The 18,473-nt window shown below is 61.2% G+C and carries 14 protein-coding genes; 11 read left to right on the top strand and 3 right to left on the bottom strand.

All coding sequences use genetic code 11. The annotated features are described in order from the left end of the window. The first annotated feature begins 162 nt into the window (after positions 1-162). The 3 genes from OQK_RS13155 to OQK_RS13145 all read left to right on the top strand — a co-directional run bounded on the left by OQK_RS13155 (position 163) and on the right by OQK_RS13145 (position 2,460). Positions 163-639, top strand: a complete 477-nt coding sequence (locus OQK_RS13155) for a thioesterase family protein (protein WP_016772810.1) — start codon at positions 163-165, stop codon at positions 637-639. 23 nt (positions 640-662) lie between these two features. Beyond that, entirely contained in the window at positions 663-1,826 is a 1,164-nt protein-coding gene (locus OQK_RS13150; RefSeq protein WP_016772809.1) for a gamma-butyrobetaine dioxygenase, read from the top strand. Between the two features lie 370 nt (positions 1,827-2,196). Then, entirely contained in the window at positions 2,197-2,460 is a 264-nt protein-coding gene (locus OQK_RS13145; protein WP_016772808.1) for a hypothetical protein, read from the top strand. 151 nt (positions 2,461-2,611) lie between these two features. On the opposite strand, the gene OQK_RS13140 is transcribed toward OQK_RS13145, so the two are convergent. Both OQK_RS13140 and OQK_RS13135 read right to left on the bottom strand, forming a co-directional pair. Next, on the bottom strand, positions 2,612-3,715 hold the full coding sequence (locus OQK_RS13140; protein ID WP_007949927.1) for a GlxA family transcriptional regulator: 1,104 nt from the start codon (positions 3,713-3,715) through the stop codon (positions 2,612-2,614). A 547-nt stretch (positions 3,716-4,262) separates the two neighbouring features. Beyond that, a complete protein-coding gene (locus OQK_RS13135) occupies positions 4,263-5,639 on the bottom strand; it encodes an L-serine ammonia-lyase (RefSeq protein WP_016772807.1) in 1,377 nt (458 codons plus the stop codon). A gap of 435 nt (positions 5,640-6,074) precedes the next feature. On the opposite strand from OQK_RS13135, the gene OQK_RS13130 reads away from it, so the two are divergent. The 3 genes from OQK_RS13130 (at position 6,075) to choV (ending at position 9,120) form a co-directional block, all read left to right on the top strand. Then, positions 6,075-7,022: a choline ABC transporter substrate-binding protein gene (locus OQK_RS13130; RefSeq protein ID WP_016772806.1), complete on the top strand. Its 948-nt coding sequence runs from the start codon at positions 6,075-6,077 to the stop codon at positions 7,020-7,022. Between the two features lie 77 nt (positions 7,023-7,099). After that, the gene (choW, locus tag OQK_RS13125) at positions 7,100-7,945 is read left to right on the top strand and encodes a choline ABC transporter permease subunit (RefSeq protein WP_016772805.1); all 846 of its coding nucleotides are present in this window, start codon (positions 7,100-7,102) and stop codon (positions 7,943-7,945) included. Continuing rightward, positions 7,942-9,120 (top strand): choline ABC transporter ATP-binding protein, encoded by a 1,179-nt coding sequence (choV, locus tag OQK_RS13120; RefSeq protein ID WP_016772804.1) that lies wholly within the window; start codon positions 7,942-7,944, stop codon positions 9,118-9,120. Before choW ends, choV begins: the two co-directional genes overlap by 4 nt. 253 nt (positions 9,121-9,373) lie before the next feature. Here the strand turns inward: choV and OQK_RS13115 are convergent, their stop codons facing one another. After that, positions 9,374-11,314 carry a BCCT family transporter gene (locus tag OQK_RS13115; RefSeq protein ID WP_223630511.1) on the bottom strand — a complete coding sequence of 647 codons (1,941 nt, stop codon included), beginning with the start codon at positions 11,312-11,314 and terminating at the stop codon, positions 9,374-9,376. Between the two features lie 486 nt (positions 11,315-11,800). Between OQK_RS13115 and betI the strand changes: the two genes are divergently transcribed. The 5 genes from betI to OQK_RS13090 all read left to right on the top strand — a co-directional run. Then, complete coding sequence (betI, locus tag OQK_RS13110; protein ID WP_008085771.1) at positions 11,801-12,394, top strand: transcriptional regulator BetI; 594 nt, start codon at positions 11,801-11,803, stop codon at positions 12,392-12,394. Positions 12,395-12,482: 88 nt separating this feature from the next. Continuing rightward, on the top strand, positions 12,483-13,955 hold the full coding sequence (gene betB, locus OQK_RS13105) for a betaine-aldehyde dehydrogenase (protein ID WP_016772802.1): 1,473 nt from the start codon (positions 12,483-12,485) through the stop codon (positions 13,953-13,955). A 206-nt stretch (positions 13,956-14,161) separates the two neighbouring features. Further along, the gene (gene betA / locus OQK_RS13100; protein WP_016772801.1) at positions 14,162-15,865 is read left to right on the top strand and encodes a choline dehydrogenase; all 1,704 of its coding nucleotides are present in this window, start codon (positions 14,162-14,164) and stop codon (positions 15,863-15,865) included. Between the two features lie 264 nt (positions 15,866-16,129). Next, positions 16,130-17,572, top strand: a complete 1,443-nt coding sequence (locus tag OQK_RS13095) for a TldD/PmbA family protein (RefSeq protein WP_016772800.1) — start codon at positions 16,130-16,132, stop codon at positions 17,570-17,572. Next, positions 17,572-18,473, top strand: a 902-nt coding sequence (locus OQK_RS13090; protein ID WP_038860923.1) for a metallopeptidase TldD-related protein, incomplete at its 3' end; no start/stop codon positions are given. The genes OQK_RS13095 and OQK_RS13090, both read left to right, overlap by 1 nt.

The raw sequence follows: 18,473 nt of genomic DNA, 5'->3' as shown, positions 1-18,473 counted from the left end.
CCGAGGTGTTTTTGCAAGCTACGCCGACTTGACCACTGCGTCGAACTCTGGACTTGAAAGGCTCGAAAATCGGCTCCCTTTCCCCCTCGCCCCCTTGGGGGAGAGGGCTGGGGTGAGGGGGTTGCTCTTGATCTTCACCCATCAACTGCGGAAACCGAAACCATGCCCCACCTCACCACCTACCAAACCACCATCATCCCCGACTGGGTCGACTACAACGGCCACCTGCGCGACGCCTTTTACTTGCTGATCTTCAGCTACGCCACCGATGCGCTGATGGACCGCCTCGGCATGGACAGCAGCAACCGCGAGGCCAGCGGCCATTCGCTGTTCACCCTCGAGCTTCACCTCAATTATCTGCACGAAGTGAAGCTCGACACTGAGGTGGAAGTGCGCACGCAAATCATCGGCCACGACAGCAAGCGCCTGCACCTCTACCACAGCCTGCACAAGGTCGGCGATGAGCAAGCGCTGGCCGGCAATGAACAGATGCTTTTGCACGTCGACCTCGCCGGCCCGCGCTCGGCGCCGTTCAGCCCCGATACGTTGCATCGCCTGCAAGCCATCGTCGCCGATCAGACCGACCTGCCCGCTCCCGCTTACATCGGCCGCGTGATCGCGCTGCCACCCGCTCGGTAAATTCCCACTGCCAAGGAGCCGCCATGAACACCGCCGTCGCTGTTGCCGATTTTCGTACTTATCCGTTGATCAGCGCGCTCGGTGGCGTGCAGGGTCTGGCGGATCGCGTTGTCATCGAATGGGCTGACGGTCGTGTCAGCCCGTTTCACCACGTATGGCTGCGCGACAATTGCCCGTGTGATCAATGTGTCTACAGCGTCACTCGCGAGCAAGTCTTTGAAAGCGTCGATGCCGCCGAGGATTTGCAACCGCTGGCCACGCGCATCGACACCGATGGTTGCCTGCGCATCGACTGGCAGGACGGTCACCTCAGCCGCTTCGACCCGGGCTGGTTGCGCGCACATGCCTATGACGATGAATCCCGCGCCGAACGCCTGGCCGGCAAACCGCAGCCCCATTTGTGGCACAGCGATCTGCAATTGCCGGTGTTCGACTACATCGCGCTGATGAACGACAACGCCGCGCTGCTGCAATGGTTGCTCGCCGTGCGCGACATCGGCCTGACCCAAGTGCGCGGCGTGCCCACCGAGCCGGGCTCGCTGAAACTCATCGCGCAGCGGATTTCCTTCATCCGCGAAAGCAACTTCGGCGTGCTGTTCAATGTGCAATCCAAAGCCGATGCCGACAGCAACGCCTACACCGCCTTCAACCTGCCATTGCACACGGATCTGCCGACTCGCGAGCTGCAACCGGGGCTGCAATTTCTGCATTGCCTGGTGAATGATGCCGAGGGTGGCGAAAGTATTTTCGTCGATGGTTTTGCGATCGCCGACGCCTTGCGTCAGGAGGAGCCGCAGCTGTTTGAGGCCCTGTGCGAAATCCCTGTGGAATTTCGCAACAAGGACCGGCACAGCGACTATCGCTGCCTGGCGCCGATCATCGCTGTGGATGCGCTGGGCCGGGTGGCGGAGATTCGCATGGCCAACTTTCTGCGCGGGGCGTTCGATACGTCGGTGGCGCAGATGCCGTTGCTGTATCGAGCCTATCGGCGCTTTATTGCGATGACCCGCGAGCCGCGATTCCGGCTGATGCAGCGGCTCAAGCCGGGCGAATTGTGGTGCTTTGACAACCGCCGCACGCTGCATGCGCGCAATGCCTTTGATCCCGCCACCGGGGCGCGGCATTTTCAGGGCTGCTATGTCGACCGGGATGAGTTGTTGTCGCGGATTCTGGTGTTACAACGTTGAACCGCGTCATCGTTCTTCGCGAGCAGGCTCGCTCCCACAGGGTACGCATTGCAAAGTGGGAGCGAGCCTGCTCGCGAAAGCGTCAGCGGGAACAACAAATCCCTGGCTGATTCACAAGAAAAAAAAACTCCGATCAAGCCGTGACAGGATCGGAGCTGAGGAGGGTACTGTTGAGGAGCTGCCAGGCGAGGGTGACCAAACCTTCGTGAAGCGAGCTGGAGCCAGTGTGCCTAGTCGCCCATCCAGTCGGTTAGCCGAAAACGACCTGTTCATAGTCGTCCCGGCCACCGCGACAAAACGCCCTTGCCGCGTCCGGTCGGGGCCACCAGAATCGAGCCAAGACCTCCGTTGCCACAGAAGGATTTGCGTAATGATGTACGCCGATTTGATTGACCAGGAAGATCTGTTGGGCCAGCTCAAGGCCTTGGGTATTCAGGTGCCGAGCGGTACCACCGCCGAGCAGGCCTGCGAGTGTGCGGTGCGTGGCCTGGACAATGTTCGCGCATTCGAACTGCGCAAGATGGTCAAGGACATGTACACCAGCGGCGCCAGCATTCAGCCGGCGGTGCGTCAGGCGATCGACAAGCAATTGTTGCCGGCCCTCTCGGATTACCAGCAGTCCCATAGCGCCTGAGAAACCCCTTCGCGAGCAGGCTCGCTCCCACCTGATCGTTCCCACGCTCTGCGTGGGAATGCCTCAACGGACGCTCCGCGTTCGGCCTTTTGGGACGCAGAGCGTCCCGGGCTGCATTCCCACGCAGAGCGTGGGAACGGTCAGACTCGGTCTACAGCCTTACGCTGGCAAACGTCGACTCATTGCGCGCCTGACTCAGCGCCGACATCGGCCCCGACAGCGGCGACATCACGATGGCCTGCGGCAGCGGCAGCATCGCTACCTGCTGGGTGGTGTTGGAGCCGACGCGCTCGTCACGCGGCGGGATGCCGAAGTATTCGCGGTAGCACTTGGAGAAGTGCGGCGTGGAGACGAAACCACACACCGACGCCACTTCGATGATCGACATCGGTGTCTGCTTGAGCAGTTGCCGGGCGCGGATCAGGCGCAGCTTCAGGTAATAGCGTGACGGCGAGCAGTGCAGGTATTTCTGGAACAACCGCTCCAGCTGTCGACGCGACACCGCGACATACACCGCCAGTTCATCCAGATCGATCGGCTCTTCCAGATTGGCTTCCATCAGCGCGACGATTTCCTGCAACTTCGGCTGGTTGGTGCCGAGCATGTGCTTGAGCGGCACACGTTGGTGATCCTGTTCGTTGCGGATGCGCTCGTAGACGAACATTTCCGAGATCGCTGCCGACAGTTCACGACCGTGATCGCGGCTGATCAGGTGCAGCATCATGTCCAGCGGCGCGGTACCGCCGGAACTGGTGAAGCGGTTACGGTCGAGGGTGAACAGACGTGTGCTCATGGCCACGCGCGGGAAAGCTTCCTGCATCGCCGCCAGACATTCCCAATGCACGCTGCAATCGAAGCCGTCGAGCAGGCCGGCGCAGGCCAGCGCCCAACTGCCGGTGCACACCGCGCCCAGACGCTTGGACTGGCGCGCCTGACTTTGCAGCCAAGAGACGTGTTCACGGGTCACGGTGCGTTGAATGCCGATGCCGCCGCAGACAATCACAGTGTCCAGAGGTGGTGCTTTGTGCATGGAGGCGTCGGGAGTGATCTGCAGACCATCACTGGCCCAGACCTGGCCGCCATCGACGGTGAGGGTGCTCCAGCGATACAGCTCGCGACCGGACAACTGGTTGGCCATGCGCAGCGGCTCAACGGCGGACGCCAGGGAAATCAGCGTGAAATTGTCCAGCAGCAGAAAGCCGATGGATTGAGGCGCACGGTTCTGGGGTTGGGCCCCGGAGTTGAACGACGTCATCGCGGTATCTCCTCACACAAAGCAGGTGGCGGCCTCAGGCGGAGGCTCTTGTTATTGCCCGCGTCTCACGGAGAAAGCAGGCTTTGTTATGACAGAGCAATTGCCGTGCCTGAAATTGGACGGCCATTCAATAACTCCTGAAAACGACCTCGCGACGCGTCTATCCGAGACCTCGGAACACGCCATTTCGAAGTGCCATCAGGCGCCGCCAGAGCCCTGCCGCGCAGCCTGTGAGCAGATCGGTAGCACTTGTGGGAACTGGCCTGCAGAGGATTTGCACAGAGTGTCACCGCAAGCACGGGCGACGGACGGTCAGGTAACGACTGACGAGTCACGACTGACAGTGAGGCTTGTCTGATTGCGACGCGCCAAAAGGTGGCGCGGCTGGATTGGGGTGTTCTTTTGTTGAGCAGTTTTGACTGGTCTGGCGCCTTCGCGAGCAGGCTCGCTCCCACACTGGAATCTGGGGTTCACAAATATTGTGTTCACTGGAGATCTATTGTGGGAGCGAGCCTGCTCGCGAAGAATCCACCTCGGTGTGGCTGGCTCAGCACTCAACCGCACTGACCGCCAAGCCACCGCGCGAAGTCTCTTTATATTTGTCATGCATATCGGCGCCGGTATCGCGCATGGTGCGGATCACCCGGTCCAGCGAGATAAAGTGCTGGCCGTCGCCGCGCAGGGCCATTTGCGCCGCGTTGATGGCTTTCACGGCGGCGATCGCATTGCGCTCGATGCACGGCACTTGCACCAGCCCGCCGACCGGGTCGCAGGTCAGACCAAGGTTGTGCTCCAGGCCGATTTCCGCCGCATTGCAAAGTTGTTCGGGCGTGGCGCCAAGAATCTCCGCCAGCCCCGCCGCTGCCATCGCGCAGGCCGAACCGACCTCGCCCTGACAGCCGACCTCGGCGCCAGAGATCGAAGCGTTCTTCTTGCACAGAATGCCGACCGCCGCCGCGCCGAGGAAATAGTCGACGACGTTGGCGTCGGTGACTGCCTCGCTGAATTTCATGAAGTAGTGCAGCACCGCCGGGATGATCCCCGCCGCGCCATTGGTCGGCGCGGTAACCATGCGCCCGCCGGCGGCATTCTCTTCATTGACGGCCAGGGCGAACAGGTTGACCCACTCCATCGCGCTCAGGGTCGAGCCGATGACGTTCGGTTTGTTCAGCTCTTGCAGGCTGCGGTGCAACTTCGCCGCACGCCGCCGCACGTTCAGGCCGCCGGGCAGAATGCCTTCGTGCTTGAGGCCTTGCTCGACGCAATCCTGCATCGCCCGCCACAGTTTCATCAGCCCGGCGCGGATTTCTTCTTCACTGCGCCAGACTTTTTCGTTGGCCATCATCAGTTCGGCAACCCGCAGGTTGTGCTTCTTGCACAGTTCCAGCAGCTCGACCGCGCTGGAGAAGTCGTAGGGCAATTCGGTGCGATCCAGATCGACCACACCACTGGACGCTTGCGCCTCATCAACGACGAAGCCGCCGCCGACCGAATAGTAGGTGTCACGGTGCAACTCACCGAACTCGCCTTCGGCCACCAGCGTCATGGCGTTGGGATGGAATGGCAGGTTTTCATCGATCAGACGCATGTCCCGCGCCCACACAAACGGCACCGACAGGCGACCATCCAATAACAACGTATGGGTTTCACGCAGCGCCTGAATGCGCGGGCCGATCTGCGCCGGGTCGATTGCGTCCGGCCACTCGCCCATCAGGCCCATGATCACCGCGTTGTCGCTGCCGTGGCCGATGCCGGTGGCGGAAAGCGATCCGAACAACTGCACCTCGATGCGCCGCACCTGTTCCAGCTGGTGCTTGCCGCGCAGCGACTCGACGAACAATGCGGCGGCGCGCATCGGCCCGACGGTGTGGGAACTGGAAGGGCCGATGCCGATTTTGAACAGGTCGAAAACGCTGATAGCCATTGCTGCGAAGCTCCTGAGAATACCGGTCCGGGCGGCAAAAGCGCCCGCTGGCGGAGCTGCTACGCTCAAGCTGCGATCCGCCGAATGCCGGCATCATCGGGCTTTTGTCGGCGCGCTCGGCGTCTGACACCGACGCAGTCATGTCCAGCAGCGTCGTTACGTTTTCGCCCCGCAAATACGCCGTTTTTATGCAGTCGAGCAGGTCATCGGGGGCGGAAAAAAGCTGTAAGCGACGTCACCGACACTGGAAGCGACCATCCCTGTACTGGATACGACCCTCCCTGTAGGCGTCAGATTTTCACTGGTACATGATCGGGATGACTCGATTGCAAGGCGCTGCGGTAGAGCTGTCGTCAGAACGCCACCAACCGCAACCCATAAGTGCGGTGGTCCACAGTCGGAACACTGCCAAAAAAAACACCAAGGAGTCCATCCATGAAAGGTTCCCCGTCGTTGTTGTTGGCCGCCCTGCTGAGTCTGCCGTTACTGGCGCAAGCCGCAGAACCGGCACAGTGCAGCCTCGTTAACTTCTCTGATGTCGGCTGGACCGACATCACCGCTACCACCGCCACCACTTCCGTTGTTCTCAACGCCCTCGGCTACAAGACCAAGACCACCATGATCTCCGTGCCCGTGACCTACAAGTCGCTGGCCGACGGCAAGAACATGGACGTGTTTCTCGGTAACTGGATGCCGACCATGGAGAACGACATCAAGCCGTATCGCGATGCCGGCACCGTCGACACCGTGCGCACCAACCTCAAGGGTGCCAAGTACACCCTCGCCGTGCCGCAAGCCCTGTACGACAAAGGCCTGCATGATTTCGCCGACATCGCCAAATTCAAGAAAGAACTCGACGGCAAGATCTACGGCATCGAGCCGGGCAACGACGGCAACCGGCTGATCCAGAGCATGATCGACAAGGATGCCTTCGGCCTGAAAACCGCAGGCTTCAAGATCGTCGAGTCTTCCGAGGCCGGCATGCTCTCGCAAGTTGACCGGGCGCAGAAGCGCGACACCGCCGTGGTCTTCCTCGGCTGGGCACCGCACCCGATGAACAAGCGCTTCAAGATTCAATACCTGACCGGCGGCGACGACTTCTTCGGCCCCGATTTCGGCGCAGCCACCGTGGCGACCAACACCCGCAAGGGTTACGCCGAAGAATGCAGCAACGTCGGTCAGCTGTTGAAAAACCTGGAGTTCACCGTCGACATGGAAAGTGAACTGATGGGCAACATTCTCGACGACAAGATGAAGCCTGACGCGGCCGCCAAGGCCTGGCTGAAAAAGAATCCACAGGTGCTCGATACCTGGCTCGCTGGCGTGACCACCATTGACGGTAAACCAGGCCTGGAGGCCGTGAAAGCCAAGCTCGCGCCTTGATTTGAAAGGCACCGCTTATGCCGGGCAGGCGTGCCTGCCCGGGCTGTTAATTTCCTTGCATGCGGACGTTCACTACCATGCTGATTGATCAGAAAATACCTTTAGGCCAGTACATCGCGGGCTTCGTCGAATGGTTGACGCAACACGGCGCCAACACCTTCGACGCAATCGCCGTGACACTGGAAACGATGATCCACGGCGTGACGTTTGCGCTGACCTGGTTCAACCCGTTGGTGCTGATTGGCCTGATTGCCATCATTGCCCATCTGATTCAACGCAAGTGGGGCCTGACCGCGTTCGTGGTCGCCTCGTTCCTGCTGATCCTCAACCTGGGGTACTGGCAGGAAACCATGGAAACCCTCGCCCAGGTGCTGTTCGCCACCCTGGTCTGCGTGTTGATCGGCGTGCCGCTGGGCATCGTCGCCGCGCACAAACCGATGTTCTACACCATGATGCGGCCGGTGCTCGATCTGATGCAGACCGTACCGACCTTCGTTTACCTCATTCCTACCCTGACCCTCTTCGGGCTGGGTGTGGTTCCGGGCCTGATCTCCACGGTGGTCTTCGCCATCGCGGCGCCGATCCGCCTGACCTACCTGGGCATCCGCGATGTCCCGCAAGAACTGATGGACGCCGGCAAGGCCTTCGGCTGCTCGCGTCGCCAATTGCTCTCAAGGATCGAACTGCCGCACGCCATGCCGAGCATCGCGGCCGGCATCACCCAGTGCATCATGCTGTCGCTGTCGATGGTGGTGATCGCGGCACTGGTCGGCGCCGACGGACTCGGCAAACCGGTGGTCAACGCACTGAACACTGCTGATATTGCGCTGGGCTTCGAAGCAGGCCTGGCAATCGTACTGCTGGCGATCATGCTCGACCGTATCTGCAAACAACCCGACGCCAAAGTAGGGGGTGACGCATGAGCATAATTCGCTTCGAAGACGTCGACGTAATCTTCTCCAAGGACCCGCGCGAGGCACTCAAGCTGCTCGATCAGGGCATGACCCGCAACGAGATCCTGAAGAAGACCGGTCAGATCGTCGGCGTGGAAAAAGCCACGCTGGACATCAACAAAGGCGAGATCTGCGTGCTGATGGGCCTGTCCGGCTCGGGCAAGTCGAGCCTGCTGCGCTGCATCAACGGCCTCAACACGGTGAGCCGCGGCAAGCTGTTCGTCGAGCATGAAAACCGTCAGATCGACATCGCGTCCTGCACGCCCGCCGAGCTGAAGATGATGCGCACCAAGCGTATTGCCATGGTGTTCCAGAAGTTCGCCCTGATGCCCTGGCTGACAGTGCGCGAGAACATCAGTTTCGGTCTGGAAATGCAGGGTCGACCGGAGAAGGAACGCAAGAAACTGGTCGACGAGAAACTCGAACTGGTCGGCCTGACCCAATGGCGCAACAAGAAGCCGGACGAACTTTCCGGCGGCATGCAACAGCGCGTCGGCCTCGCCCGTGCGCTGGCCATGGACGCCGATATTCTGCTGATGGACGAACCGTTCTCGGCTCTCGACCCGCTGATCCGCCAGGGTCTGCAGGATGAACTGCTGGAGCTGCAACGCAAGCTGAGCAAGACCATCGTGTTTGTCAGCCACGACCTTGATGAAGCACTCAAACTCGGCAGCCGCATCGCGATCATGAAAGACGGCCGGATCATCCAGTACAGCGTGCCGGAAGAAATCGTCCTCAACCCGGCGGACGACTATGTGCGCACCTTCGTCGCCCACACCAATCCGCTCAACGTGCTCTGCGGCCGCAGCCTGATGCGCACGCTGGACAAGTGCAAACGCATCAACGGCTCGGTGTGCCTCGACCCGGGCGGCGACTCGTGGCTGGACCTGGCCGAAGGCAACACCATCAAAGGCGCGCGGCAGAACGGCTCGGTGCTGAATCTGCAGAACTGGGCACCGGGGCAAGCAGTGGAAGGCCTGGAGCGCAAGCCGACGCTGGTGGACTCGAACATCGGCATGCGTGATGCGCTGCAGATCCGTTATCAGACCGGCAACAAGCTGGTGCTGCACGATAACAATCATGTGGTGGGGATTCTCGGGGACAGCGAGTTGTATCACGCGTTGTTGGGCAAGAATCTGGGGTAAACCCCGCAGACACAAAAACGCCGCGAGACGATCGCGGCGTTTTTGTTCATACAGATATTGAACTGCAAATAGAGAACCTGTGGCGAGGGGATTTATCCCCGATGGGGCGCGAAGCGGCCCCAAGTCGTCAATCGCGGTAATTGAGTAAAACCGCGTTTGACGGTTTCAGGGCTGCTTCGCAGCCCAACGGGGATAAATCCCCTCGCCACACTGGTTCAGCGGTGCAGCTGACTGCACCGCTGAATCTCAAGGTCTAGCTATACACTCGGCCAAGAAGCTGCCGATGGCTTTCAAACTGATCCAGCACATCCCGGGTGATCTGCTCCGGGGTGAAGCCCATCAAGTCGTAATCCTGGCTGCCATTGTGCAGATACACCTCAGCGCGGTAATAACGCTGACGCGCTTCATCTGATTGCGCCGATTCGGTCGGGGTCGCCAGATAACCATCCAGGCTCACTTCGTAAACGAAAGGGTTGCCCTCTTCCATCTCGACCCGCACGCCCATGCAACGCTTGGCCTTGCCCAACAGCGTCTGCACTTCAATGCCCTGATTGCGCAATTGCGCCGCTGCATCTTCCAGCGCCGGGGTGACATGCTTGTCCATGAAGCGCTGCACCACCGATTGGCTCGGCTGCAGATCCAGTTGCGTCAGGCGCTCGCTGAAACCACGGCGTCCACGCTCGGCCAGTTGCGCTTGCTCCTGTTCGATCTGCACGTCCTGGCGCATCGCCTTGTGCAGGCCGAACATGAAGCAGATCAGCACCACCGAGAACGGCAGGCCGGCCAGCACGACCATGGTCTGCATGGCTTCGAAGTTGCCGGCGAACAGCAGGCCGATGGTCACCAGCGTGATCACCACCGACCAGAAGATCCGCAGCCAGTGCGGCGCGTCTTCATCGACGTTGCCGCCCTTGCAGGAAAGATTTGCCATCATCACCGCGCCGGAGTCGGCCGGGGTCAGGAACAGCACGAAGCCGACAAAGATCGACACCCCGATGACGACTTTCGACGCCGGGTAATGCTCAAGCAACTGATAGATCGCCATCGACGGCTGTTCCAGCGCCGTCTTGCCCAGCTCCACCGCGCCCTGATTCATCACCAGATCCAGCGCCGAGTTACCGAAGATCGACAGCCACGCCAAGGTGAAGCCCAGCGGAATCAGCAGCACGCCAGCGACCAGTTCACGCACGCTGCGGCCACGGGAAATCCGTGCGATGAACATGCCCACGAATGGCGCCCAGGAAATCCACCAGGCCCAGTAGAACAGCGTCCACAGGCCCAACCAGCGGTCGGACTTGGCGCTGTCGCCTTCATAGACGTACAGGTCGAAGGTCTTCAGCACCACGCCGTTGAGGTAGTCACCGATGTTCTGCACGAAGCCGTTGAGCAGGTGCAGGGTCGGGCCGAACAGCAGGACGAAAATCAGCAGGCCGCTGAACAGCACGATGTTCAGGTTGGACAGACGACGAATGCCGTTTTCCACACCCGACACGGCAGCGATGGTCGCCACGGTGCTCATGACGATGATGACGATCAGCAGGTTGGTGTTGCTGTGCTCCATGCCGAACAGGTTTTCCAGCCCGGACGACACTTGCAGCGAGCCAATCCCCAGGTTGGTCACCAGACCCAGCAGCGTTACGAACATGCCGAAGCCGTCCACCGCGTGCCCGGCCGCACCCTTGACCCAGCGCTCGCCGACCAGCGGATACAGCGCCGAACGCAGCGCCAGCGGCTGGTTATGTCGATAGGCAAAATACGCCACGGCCAGGCCGACCAAAGCGTAGATCGCCCAGCCGTGCAGGCCCCAGTGCAGGAAGGTCAGTTGCACTGCCTGACGCGCGGCCATGTTGGTGGCCGAGGTGCCTTCCGGCGGATTGAAGTAGTGATCCAGTGGCTCGGACGCGCCGAAGTACAGCAGCGAAATGCCGATGCCCGACGAGAACAGCATCCCCGCCCAGGCGCCGTAACTGAAATCCGGGGTGTCGTCCTTGCTGCCCAGTTTGAGTTTGCCGTACGAGGAAAACGCCAGACCGACCACGAACACCAGGTAGGCGGCGATCACCACCATGTAGTACCAGCCGAAGCTGCGCGACAACCAGGCCTGGGCCATGCCCAACATTCTGCCGGCCTCTTGCGGGGCGATGATCAGAATGGCGGTCAACAACAGAATCAGCGCGGTCGAGGTGTAGAACACCCAACCGTTGACCGTCACCTTCTCGGGCGGGGTCTTTATTAGCGAGGCAGAACTCATGGCACAAATGCTCCAGGCAGTGCGAGAGAAGAACACAAGGCATCACGGAACCCGACCAATCGGTTAGTTGGCAGCCGACCGGCGGGTGATATAAAGACACTCCGAAAAAAGCCCGAACCTGCCGAAATGGCGTTGCGTATTCGCTTTCGTGGCCAGAGGCGACGGACGTTCATCCGAAACCTGGCCCCGAGCGTCTTGCCCTTTCAACACGTCCATCGAATCGCGAACCGCGCCATGCCCCGCGCAGGTTTCGAGCCGTTTCAGGTGTCGGTTTTTATCGTCATTACGCGTAGGAATTTTCTGTAGGCAGCGACGAATTGTCGCAGATCTTATTCTTTGTTGATTGAACGTTCAATCAAAACAAAATAGACTGGCCCTCAATCCGATCGGCGTCATTCGCCCCTCGGAAGGCCTAAGGAGATGTGCAAGATGCCCAAGGTCGGTATGCAACCCATCCGCCGCCAACAATTGATCGAAGCCACTTTGCAAGCGGTCGATCAGGTCGGAATGGGGGACGCCAGCATTGCGCTGATCGCCCGTTTGGCCGGTGTCTCGAATGGCATCATCAGTCATTACTTTCAGGACAAGAACGGCCTGATCGCCGCCACGATGCGGTACCTGATGACCGCCCTCAGCGAGAGCGTCACCGCGCGCCGTCAGGCGCTGGCAGATGACAGCCCACGGGCGCATCTGCAGGTGATCATCGAAGGCAACTTCGACGCCAGCCAGGTCAATGGCCCGGCAATGAAAACCTGGCTGGCCTTCTGGGCCACCAGCATGCACCAGCCGTCTTTGCACAGGTTGCAGCGGATCAACGATCACCGTCTGTATTCCAACCTGTGCTGCCAGTTCCGCCGCGTGCTGCCGCTCGAAGATGCGCGCAGCGCCGCCCGGGGTCTGGCAGCGTTGATTGACGGCTTGTGGTTGCGCGGCGCGCTGTCGGGAGACGCTTTCGACACGGCGCAGGCGCAACAGATCGCTTACGAATACATGGATTTCCAATTGGCCAAGAAGGTGAGCTAGAGCACACAGAAAATGCTCGGCCCCTGAACTCCACCGCAGCGTGATCGCGGTGGTCAACGCCAACCACCAATGCACTTGCGAGGACACTATGGCCCGTTTCGAACTGCAAAAACTCTACATCGATGGCGCGTACACCGACGCCGGCAGCGACGCCACCTTCGAAGCCATCAACCCGGCGAACGGTGAAGTCCTCGCACTGGTGCAACGTGCGACCAAAGACGACGTCGAGCGCGCCGTGGTCAGCGCCGAAAAGGGCCAGAAAATCTGGGCCGCGATGACCGCCATGGAGCGTTCGCGCATCCTGCGTCGCGCCGTCGACATCCTGCGCGAGCGCAACGATGAGCTGGCTGCGCTGGAAACCCTGGACACCGGCAAATCCTTCTCCGAAACCAAGTACGTCGACATCGTCACCGGCGCTGACGTGCTGGAATACTACGCAGGCCTAGTGCCCGCCATCGAAGGCGAGCAGATCCCGCTGCGTGACACCTCTTTCGTTTACACCCGTCGCGAACCACTGGGCGTGGTCGCCGGTATCGGCGCGTGGAACTACCCGATCCAGATCGCCCTGTGGAAATCCGCTCCAGCCCTGGCGGCCGGTAACGCGATGATCTTCAAGCCAAGCGAAGTTACCTCGCTGACCACCCTGAAACTGGCTGAGATCTACACCGAAGCGGGCGTGCCGAACGGCGTGTTCAACGTGCTGACCGGCAGCGGCCGCGAAGTCGGCACCTGGCTGACCGAGCACCCGCGCATCGAGAAAATCTCCTTCACCGGCGGCACCGACACCGGCAAGAAAGTCATGGCCAGCGCTTCGGCTTCGTCGCTGAAAGACGTGACCATGGAACTGGGCGGCAAGTCGCCGCTGATCATCTGCGACGACGCCGACCTCGATCGCGCCGCCGACACCGCGATGATGGCCAACTTCTACAGCTCCGGTCAGGTCTGCACCAACGGCACTCGCGTGTTCGTACCGGCGCACCTGAAAGTCGCTTTTGAAGCCAAGATCGTTGAGCGCGTTGCCCGCATCCGCGTTGGCAACCCGGAAGACGAAAACACCAACTTCGGCCCGCTGGTCAGCTTCCCGCACATGGAAAGCGTGTTGGCTTACATCGCCAAGGGTAAAGAAGAAGGCGCACGCGTGCTGTGCGGCGGCGGTCGACTGACGGACGGCGAATTCGCTAAAGGCGCGTTCGTTGCGCCAACCGTGTTCACCGACTGCACTGACGACATGACCATCGTGCGCGAAGAAATCTTTGGCCCGGTGATGGCGATCCTCTCCTACGAAACCGAAGAAGAAGTGATCCGCCGCGCCAACGACACCGACTTCGGCCTGGCCGCCGGTATCGTTACCAAAGACCTGAACCGCGCCCACCGCGTGATCCATCAACTGGAAGCCGGTATCTGCTGGATCAACGCCTGGGGCGAGTCCGACGCGAAAATGCCGGTCGGCGGCTACAAGCAGTCGGGTGTTGGCCGTGAGAACGGGATCAGCTCGCTGAACAACTTCACCCGCATCAAATCGGTACAGGTCGAGCTGGGCGATTACGTCTCGGTGTTCTGATCTGACTCAGAGTCCGGGTGGGGCCATTGTGGCGAGGGGATTCATCCCCGTCGGGCTGCGAAGCGGCCCCCCTCCAGACACTGCAATTCTCCAGACAGAACCAGTCGCTGACTCTGCGACTGCTGCGCAGCCGAACGGGGATAAATCCCCTCGCCACAGGTGCGCGGTCACAGTTGACCTGACCAACTTCAAAGAGGGTGCATTCAATGTCCCAAGAATTCGATTACATCATCATCGGTGCCGGCTCGGCCGGTAACACTCTGGCGACCCGTCTGACTGAAGACGAAGGCGTCACCGTTCTGCTGCTCGAAGCCGGGGGGCCGGACTACCGCCTCGACTTCCGCACGCAGATGCCCGCCGCGCTGGCCTTCCCGCTGCAGGGTCGTCGCTACAACTGGGCCTACGAAACCGATCCAGAGCCACACATGGACGGTCGCCGGATGGAATGCGGTCGCGGCAAGGGCCTTGGCGGCTCTTCGCTGATCAACGGCATGTGCTACATCCGTGGCAACGCCATGGACTACGACGGCTGGGCGAAACTGCCGGGCCTGGAAGACTGGTCGTACCTCGATTGCCTGCCGTATTTCCGCAAAGCCGAAACCCGTGACATCGGCCCGAACGATTACCACGGTGGCGACGGCCCGGTCAGCGTGACCACGCCGAAAGCCGGCAACAACCCGCTGTTCCACGCCATGGTTGAAGCCGGCGTGCAGGCCGGTTACCCGCGCACCGAAGACCTCAACGGTTACCAGCAGGAAGGCTTCGGCCCGATGGACCGCACCGTGACGCCGAACGGCCGCCGTGCTTCCACCGCCCGTGGCTACCTCGACATCGCCAAGAAGCGTTCGACCCTGACCATCGTCACCCACGCCCTGACCGACAAGATTCTTTTCGAAGGCAAGCGCGCGGTCGGCGTGCGTTACTTGATCGGCGACGCTGAAGAACGTGTTGAAGCCAAGGCGCGCAAGGAAGTCCTGCTGTGCTCCGGCGCCATCGCTTCGCCGCAGATTCTGCAGCGCTCCGGTGTCGGCCCGGCGAAACTGCTGGAAAGCCTCGACATCCCGGTGGTCCATGATCTGCCGGGCGTCGGTGAAAACCTGCAGGATCACCTTGAGCTGTACCTGCAATACGCCTGCACCCAACCGGTTTCGCTGTACCCGTCGCTGCTCTGGTACAACCAGCCGGCGATCGGTGCCGAGTGGCTGTTCAACGGCACCGGCATCGGCGCCAGCAACCAGTTCGAGGCCGGCGGTTTCATTCGTTCGCGTCCGGAATTCGAATGGCCGAACATCCAGTACCACTTCCTGCCGGTGGCGATTAACTACAACGGCAGCAACGGTGTGAAAGAACACGGTTTCCAGGCGCACATGGGCTCCATGCGCTCGCCGAGCCGTGGTCGCATCCAGGTCAAGTCCAAGGATCCGCGCCAGCACCCGAGCATCCTCTTCAACTACATGGCCACCGAGCAGGACTGGCAGGAATTCCGCGACGGCATCCGCCTGACCCGCGAAATCATGCAGCAGCCGGCCCTCGACGCGTTCCGTGGTCGCGAAATCAGCCCGGGCATCGACGTGCAAACCGATGAGCAGCTCGACAAGTTCATCCGCGAGCACGCCGAAACCGCGTTCCACCCGTCCTGCTCGTGCAAGATGGGCACCGACGAGATGGCCGTGGTCGATGGCGAAGGTCGTGTGCACGGCATGCAGAGCCTGCGCGTGGTCGATGCCTCGATCATGCCGATCATCACCACCGGCAACCTCAACGCGCCGACGATCATGATGGCCGAGAAAATCGCCGACAAGATCCGTGGCCGCAAGCCGCTGCCGCGCAGCAACGCTGCTTATTACGTCGCGAACGGCGCGCCGGTCAAAGGCAAGCCGATGCGGGATATCACCCCGGTTACGCAGTAAGTCGTAATACCTCCCCTGATCGTTCCCACGCTCCGCGTGGGAACGCATCCCGGGACGCTCCGCGTCCCAAAGCGGACGCAGAGCGTCCATGGCGGCATTCCCACGCAGAGCGTGGGAACGATCTGCTATCGGGCACAGTAAATCCTCCTACACCCCCTCTTCACTTGATCCTACCCCCACGCAGGCCTACTCTAGACCTCGCGCAACCGTTTCACCCCTCCCCGCTGTCGCCATGCCGCTACTCCATTACAAGGAGGTTCCCGAATGTTCGATTTCCACCCCCAGCTCAAGCAGCGCTTTGCTGCCTTGCGCACGGGCGCTGAATTTTTTTCCCTGCGGTATGTGCGCGAGTCCGGGCAGTTTCTGTCGGTGCGCAAGAACGTCGCCGAACCGCCGAGCCTGAGCCGCGATGAAGGGGCGATGCTCACCGTGCGCGTGAATGGCGTCGAAGCCTACGCGGCGACCAATGACCTCTCGCAACAAGGCCTGCAAGCCGCCCTCGAGCGCGCCGAACAACAGGCCCGCCGGCTCAAGCCGCACGCCTTGCTCGATCTGCGCGAGCAGACGCTTTCCAGTGACCGCGCTGATTATTTTTCACCCAACCTCGAACAGCCCTTCCCATCCCTGAGCGAATGCTTCGATCTGCTCGGTGCGGAATCCGCCTCGGTGCCCAAGGATGAGCGCCTGGTCAATTGGCAGGTGAGCATCGGCATCACTAACGTCGAGCAGATCTACCTGAGCAGCGCCGGCGCCGAATTGCGCCAGGCCCAGCGCTTCGTCTATCCGAGCCTCGACGTCACCGCCTACGACGGCAACGACAGCCAGACCCGCAGCCTCGGCCGGGAGAACTTCGGCCAACAGGGTGGCGCTGATGTCATCAGCCGCTGTGGCCTGGTCGGTGCCGGTCCGCAAGTCGCCGACCAGGCCCTGCAACTGCTGCTCGCGCCGAACACCCCGCAAGGCCCGCGCGACCTGCTGCTGATGCCCGATCAGATGATGCTGCAGATCCATGAATCCATCGGTCACCCGCTGGAGCTCGACCGCATCCTCGGCGATGAGCGCAATTACGCCGGCACCAGTTTCGTCAAGACCAGCGATTTCGGCAGCCTGCAATACGGCTCCAACCTGCTCAACGTAACCTTCGACCCGGGCATCCCGGAAGAACTCGCCAGCTACGGCCATGACGACGACGGCACTGCGGCGAGCAAACAATTCCTGATTCGCGACGGCCTGTTGCTGCGGCCACTGGGCGGAGCGCTGTCGCAATATCGCGCCGGCCTCGATGGCGTTGCCAACAGCCGCGCCTGCGGCTGGAACCGGCCGCCGATCGACCGCATGGCCAACCTCAACATCGAGCCGGGCGATCAGACGCTGGAGCAGATGATCGGTGGTATCGAGCACGGCATTCTGATGAGCACCAACCGCTCGTGGTCGATCGACGATGCGCGCAACAAATTCCAGTTCGGCTGCGAATGGGGCCAGTTGATCGAGCATGGTGAACTTAAAGGCGTGGTGAAAAATCCCAACTACCGGGCCATTTCCGCGCACTTCTGGAAGAGCCTGCGCGCCGTCGGCGATGCCAACACCGTCAAGGTGCTGGGCACGCCGAACTGCGGCAAGGGCGAACCGAACCAGGTGATTCGCGTCGGCCACGCTTCGCCGGCCTGCGTATTCAGCAACATTGATGTGTTTGGGGGAGACGCCTGATGAGCATTTCGAAGCGTCAGTCCGACGCCTTCAAGGTCATGGTCAACTGGCTGCGCGACAGCGTGCGCGAGCCGGAACAGTTCACGCTCAGCTACGCCGCCGAAGCCTCGGCGTTCGTGCGCTTCAATCACGCCAAGGTGCGCCAGGCCGGGCAAGTGCAACAGGCCAACGTCGGCCTGAAACTGATCGACGACGGTCGCCACGCCGACCTGCAGATCACCTTGTCCGGGGATCAGGAAGCCGATCTGCAACGGCTCGCCGAGGGCCTGCAACAACTGCGCGAAACCCTGCCGCTGCTGCCGCAGGATCCGTACCTGCTGCTCAATCACAACAGCTGGCAGAGCACGCACGTACAAGCGCATCCGCTGCCGGACACCGAAGATGTCGTCGGGCAAATCTGCGCTGCCGCTGAAGGTCTGGATCTAGTCGGCTTCTATGCTGCCGGCCCGATCAGCCGCGGTTTCGCCAGCTCCGCCGGCGCATTCGGCTGGCATGAAGCCAACAGCTTCAATTTCGACTTCAGCCTGTTCCACGAAAACGGCGAAGCGGTGAAGGCCAGCTACGCCGGGCACGACTGGAGCGACGAGGGTTTCGCCCGGCGTTTCGCCCAGGCCCGCGAACAGCTGGAGTTTCTCGGCCGACCGTTACGCACTTTGGCACCGGGACAGTACCGCGCCTATCTGGCACCGGCGGCACTGGAAGAAATCATGGGCATGCTCAGTTGGGGCGGGTTCTCGGCGCAATCGATCGCCAGCAAGAGCAGTCCGTTACAGAAACTCTACGTCGGCGATCAGGCGTTCAGTCCGCTGGTGTCGCTGGATGAGAAAGTCAGCGAATCCCTGAGCCCGGCGTTTTCCGCCGAGGGATATCCGCGCAGCGATCTGCGTCTGATCATCGAAGG

The sequence above is a fragment of the Pseudomonas sp. R62 genome (assembly GCF_000257605.1).
In the GTDB taxonomy this organism is placed as follows: Bacteria; Pseudomonadota; Gammaproteobacteria; order Pseudomonadales; family Pseudomonadaceae; genus Aquipseudomonas; species Aquipseudomonas atacamensis.
This window is presented reverse-complemented; position numbering and strand designations above follow the sequence as displayed.

Bases quoted from the DNA above. Each gene is read 5' to 3' on its own strand.
- OQK_RS13130 (WP_016772806.1), top strand. From the start codon at position 6,075: ATGAAAGGTTCCCCGTCGTTGTTGTTGGCCGCCCTGCTGAGTCTGCCG.
- OQK_RS13140 (WP_007949927.1), bottom strand. From the start codon at position 3,715: ATGACGTCGTTCAACTCCGGGGCCCAACCCCAGAACCGTGCGCCTCAA.
- OQK_RS13145 (WP_016772808.1), top strand. From the start codon at position 2,197: ATGATGTACGCCGATTTGATTGACCAGGAAGATCTGTTGGGCCAGCTC.
- OQK_RS13135 (WP_016772807.1), bottom strand. From the start codon at position 5,639: ATGGCTATCAGCGTTTTCGACCTGTTCAAAATCGGCATCGGCCCTTCC.
- OQK_RS13155 (WP_016772810.1), top strand. From the start codon at position 163: ATGCCCCACCTCACCACCTACCAAACCACCATCATCCCCGACTGGGTC.
- betI (WP_008085771.1), top strand. From the start codon at position 11,801: ATGCCCAAGGTCGGTATGCAACCCATCCGCCGCCAACAATTGATCGAA.
- betA (WP_016772801.1), top strand. From the start codon at position 14,162: ATGTCCCAAGAATTCGATTACATCATCATCGGTGCCGGCTCGGCCGGT.
- choV (WP_016772804.1), top strand. From the start codon at position 7,942: ATGAGCATAATTCGCTTCGAAGACGTCGACGTAATCTTCTCCAAGGAC.
- OQK_RS13095 (WP_016772800.1), top strand. From the start codon at position 16,130: ATGTTCGATTTCCACCCCCAGCTCAAGCAGCGCTTTGCTGCCTTGCGC.
- OQK_RS13150 (WP_016772809.1), top strand. From the start codon at position 663: ATGAACACCGCCGTCGCTGTTGCCGATTTTCGTACTTATCCGTTGATC.
- betB (WP_016772802.1), top strand. From the start codon at position 12,483: ATGGCCCGTTTCGAACTGCAAAAACTCTACATCGATGGCGCGTACACC.
- choW (WP_016772805.1), top strand. From the start codon at position 7,100: ATGCTGATTGATCAGAAAATACCTTTAGGCCAGTACATCGCGGGCTTC.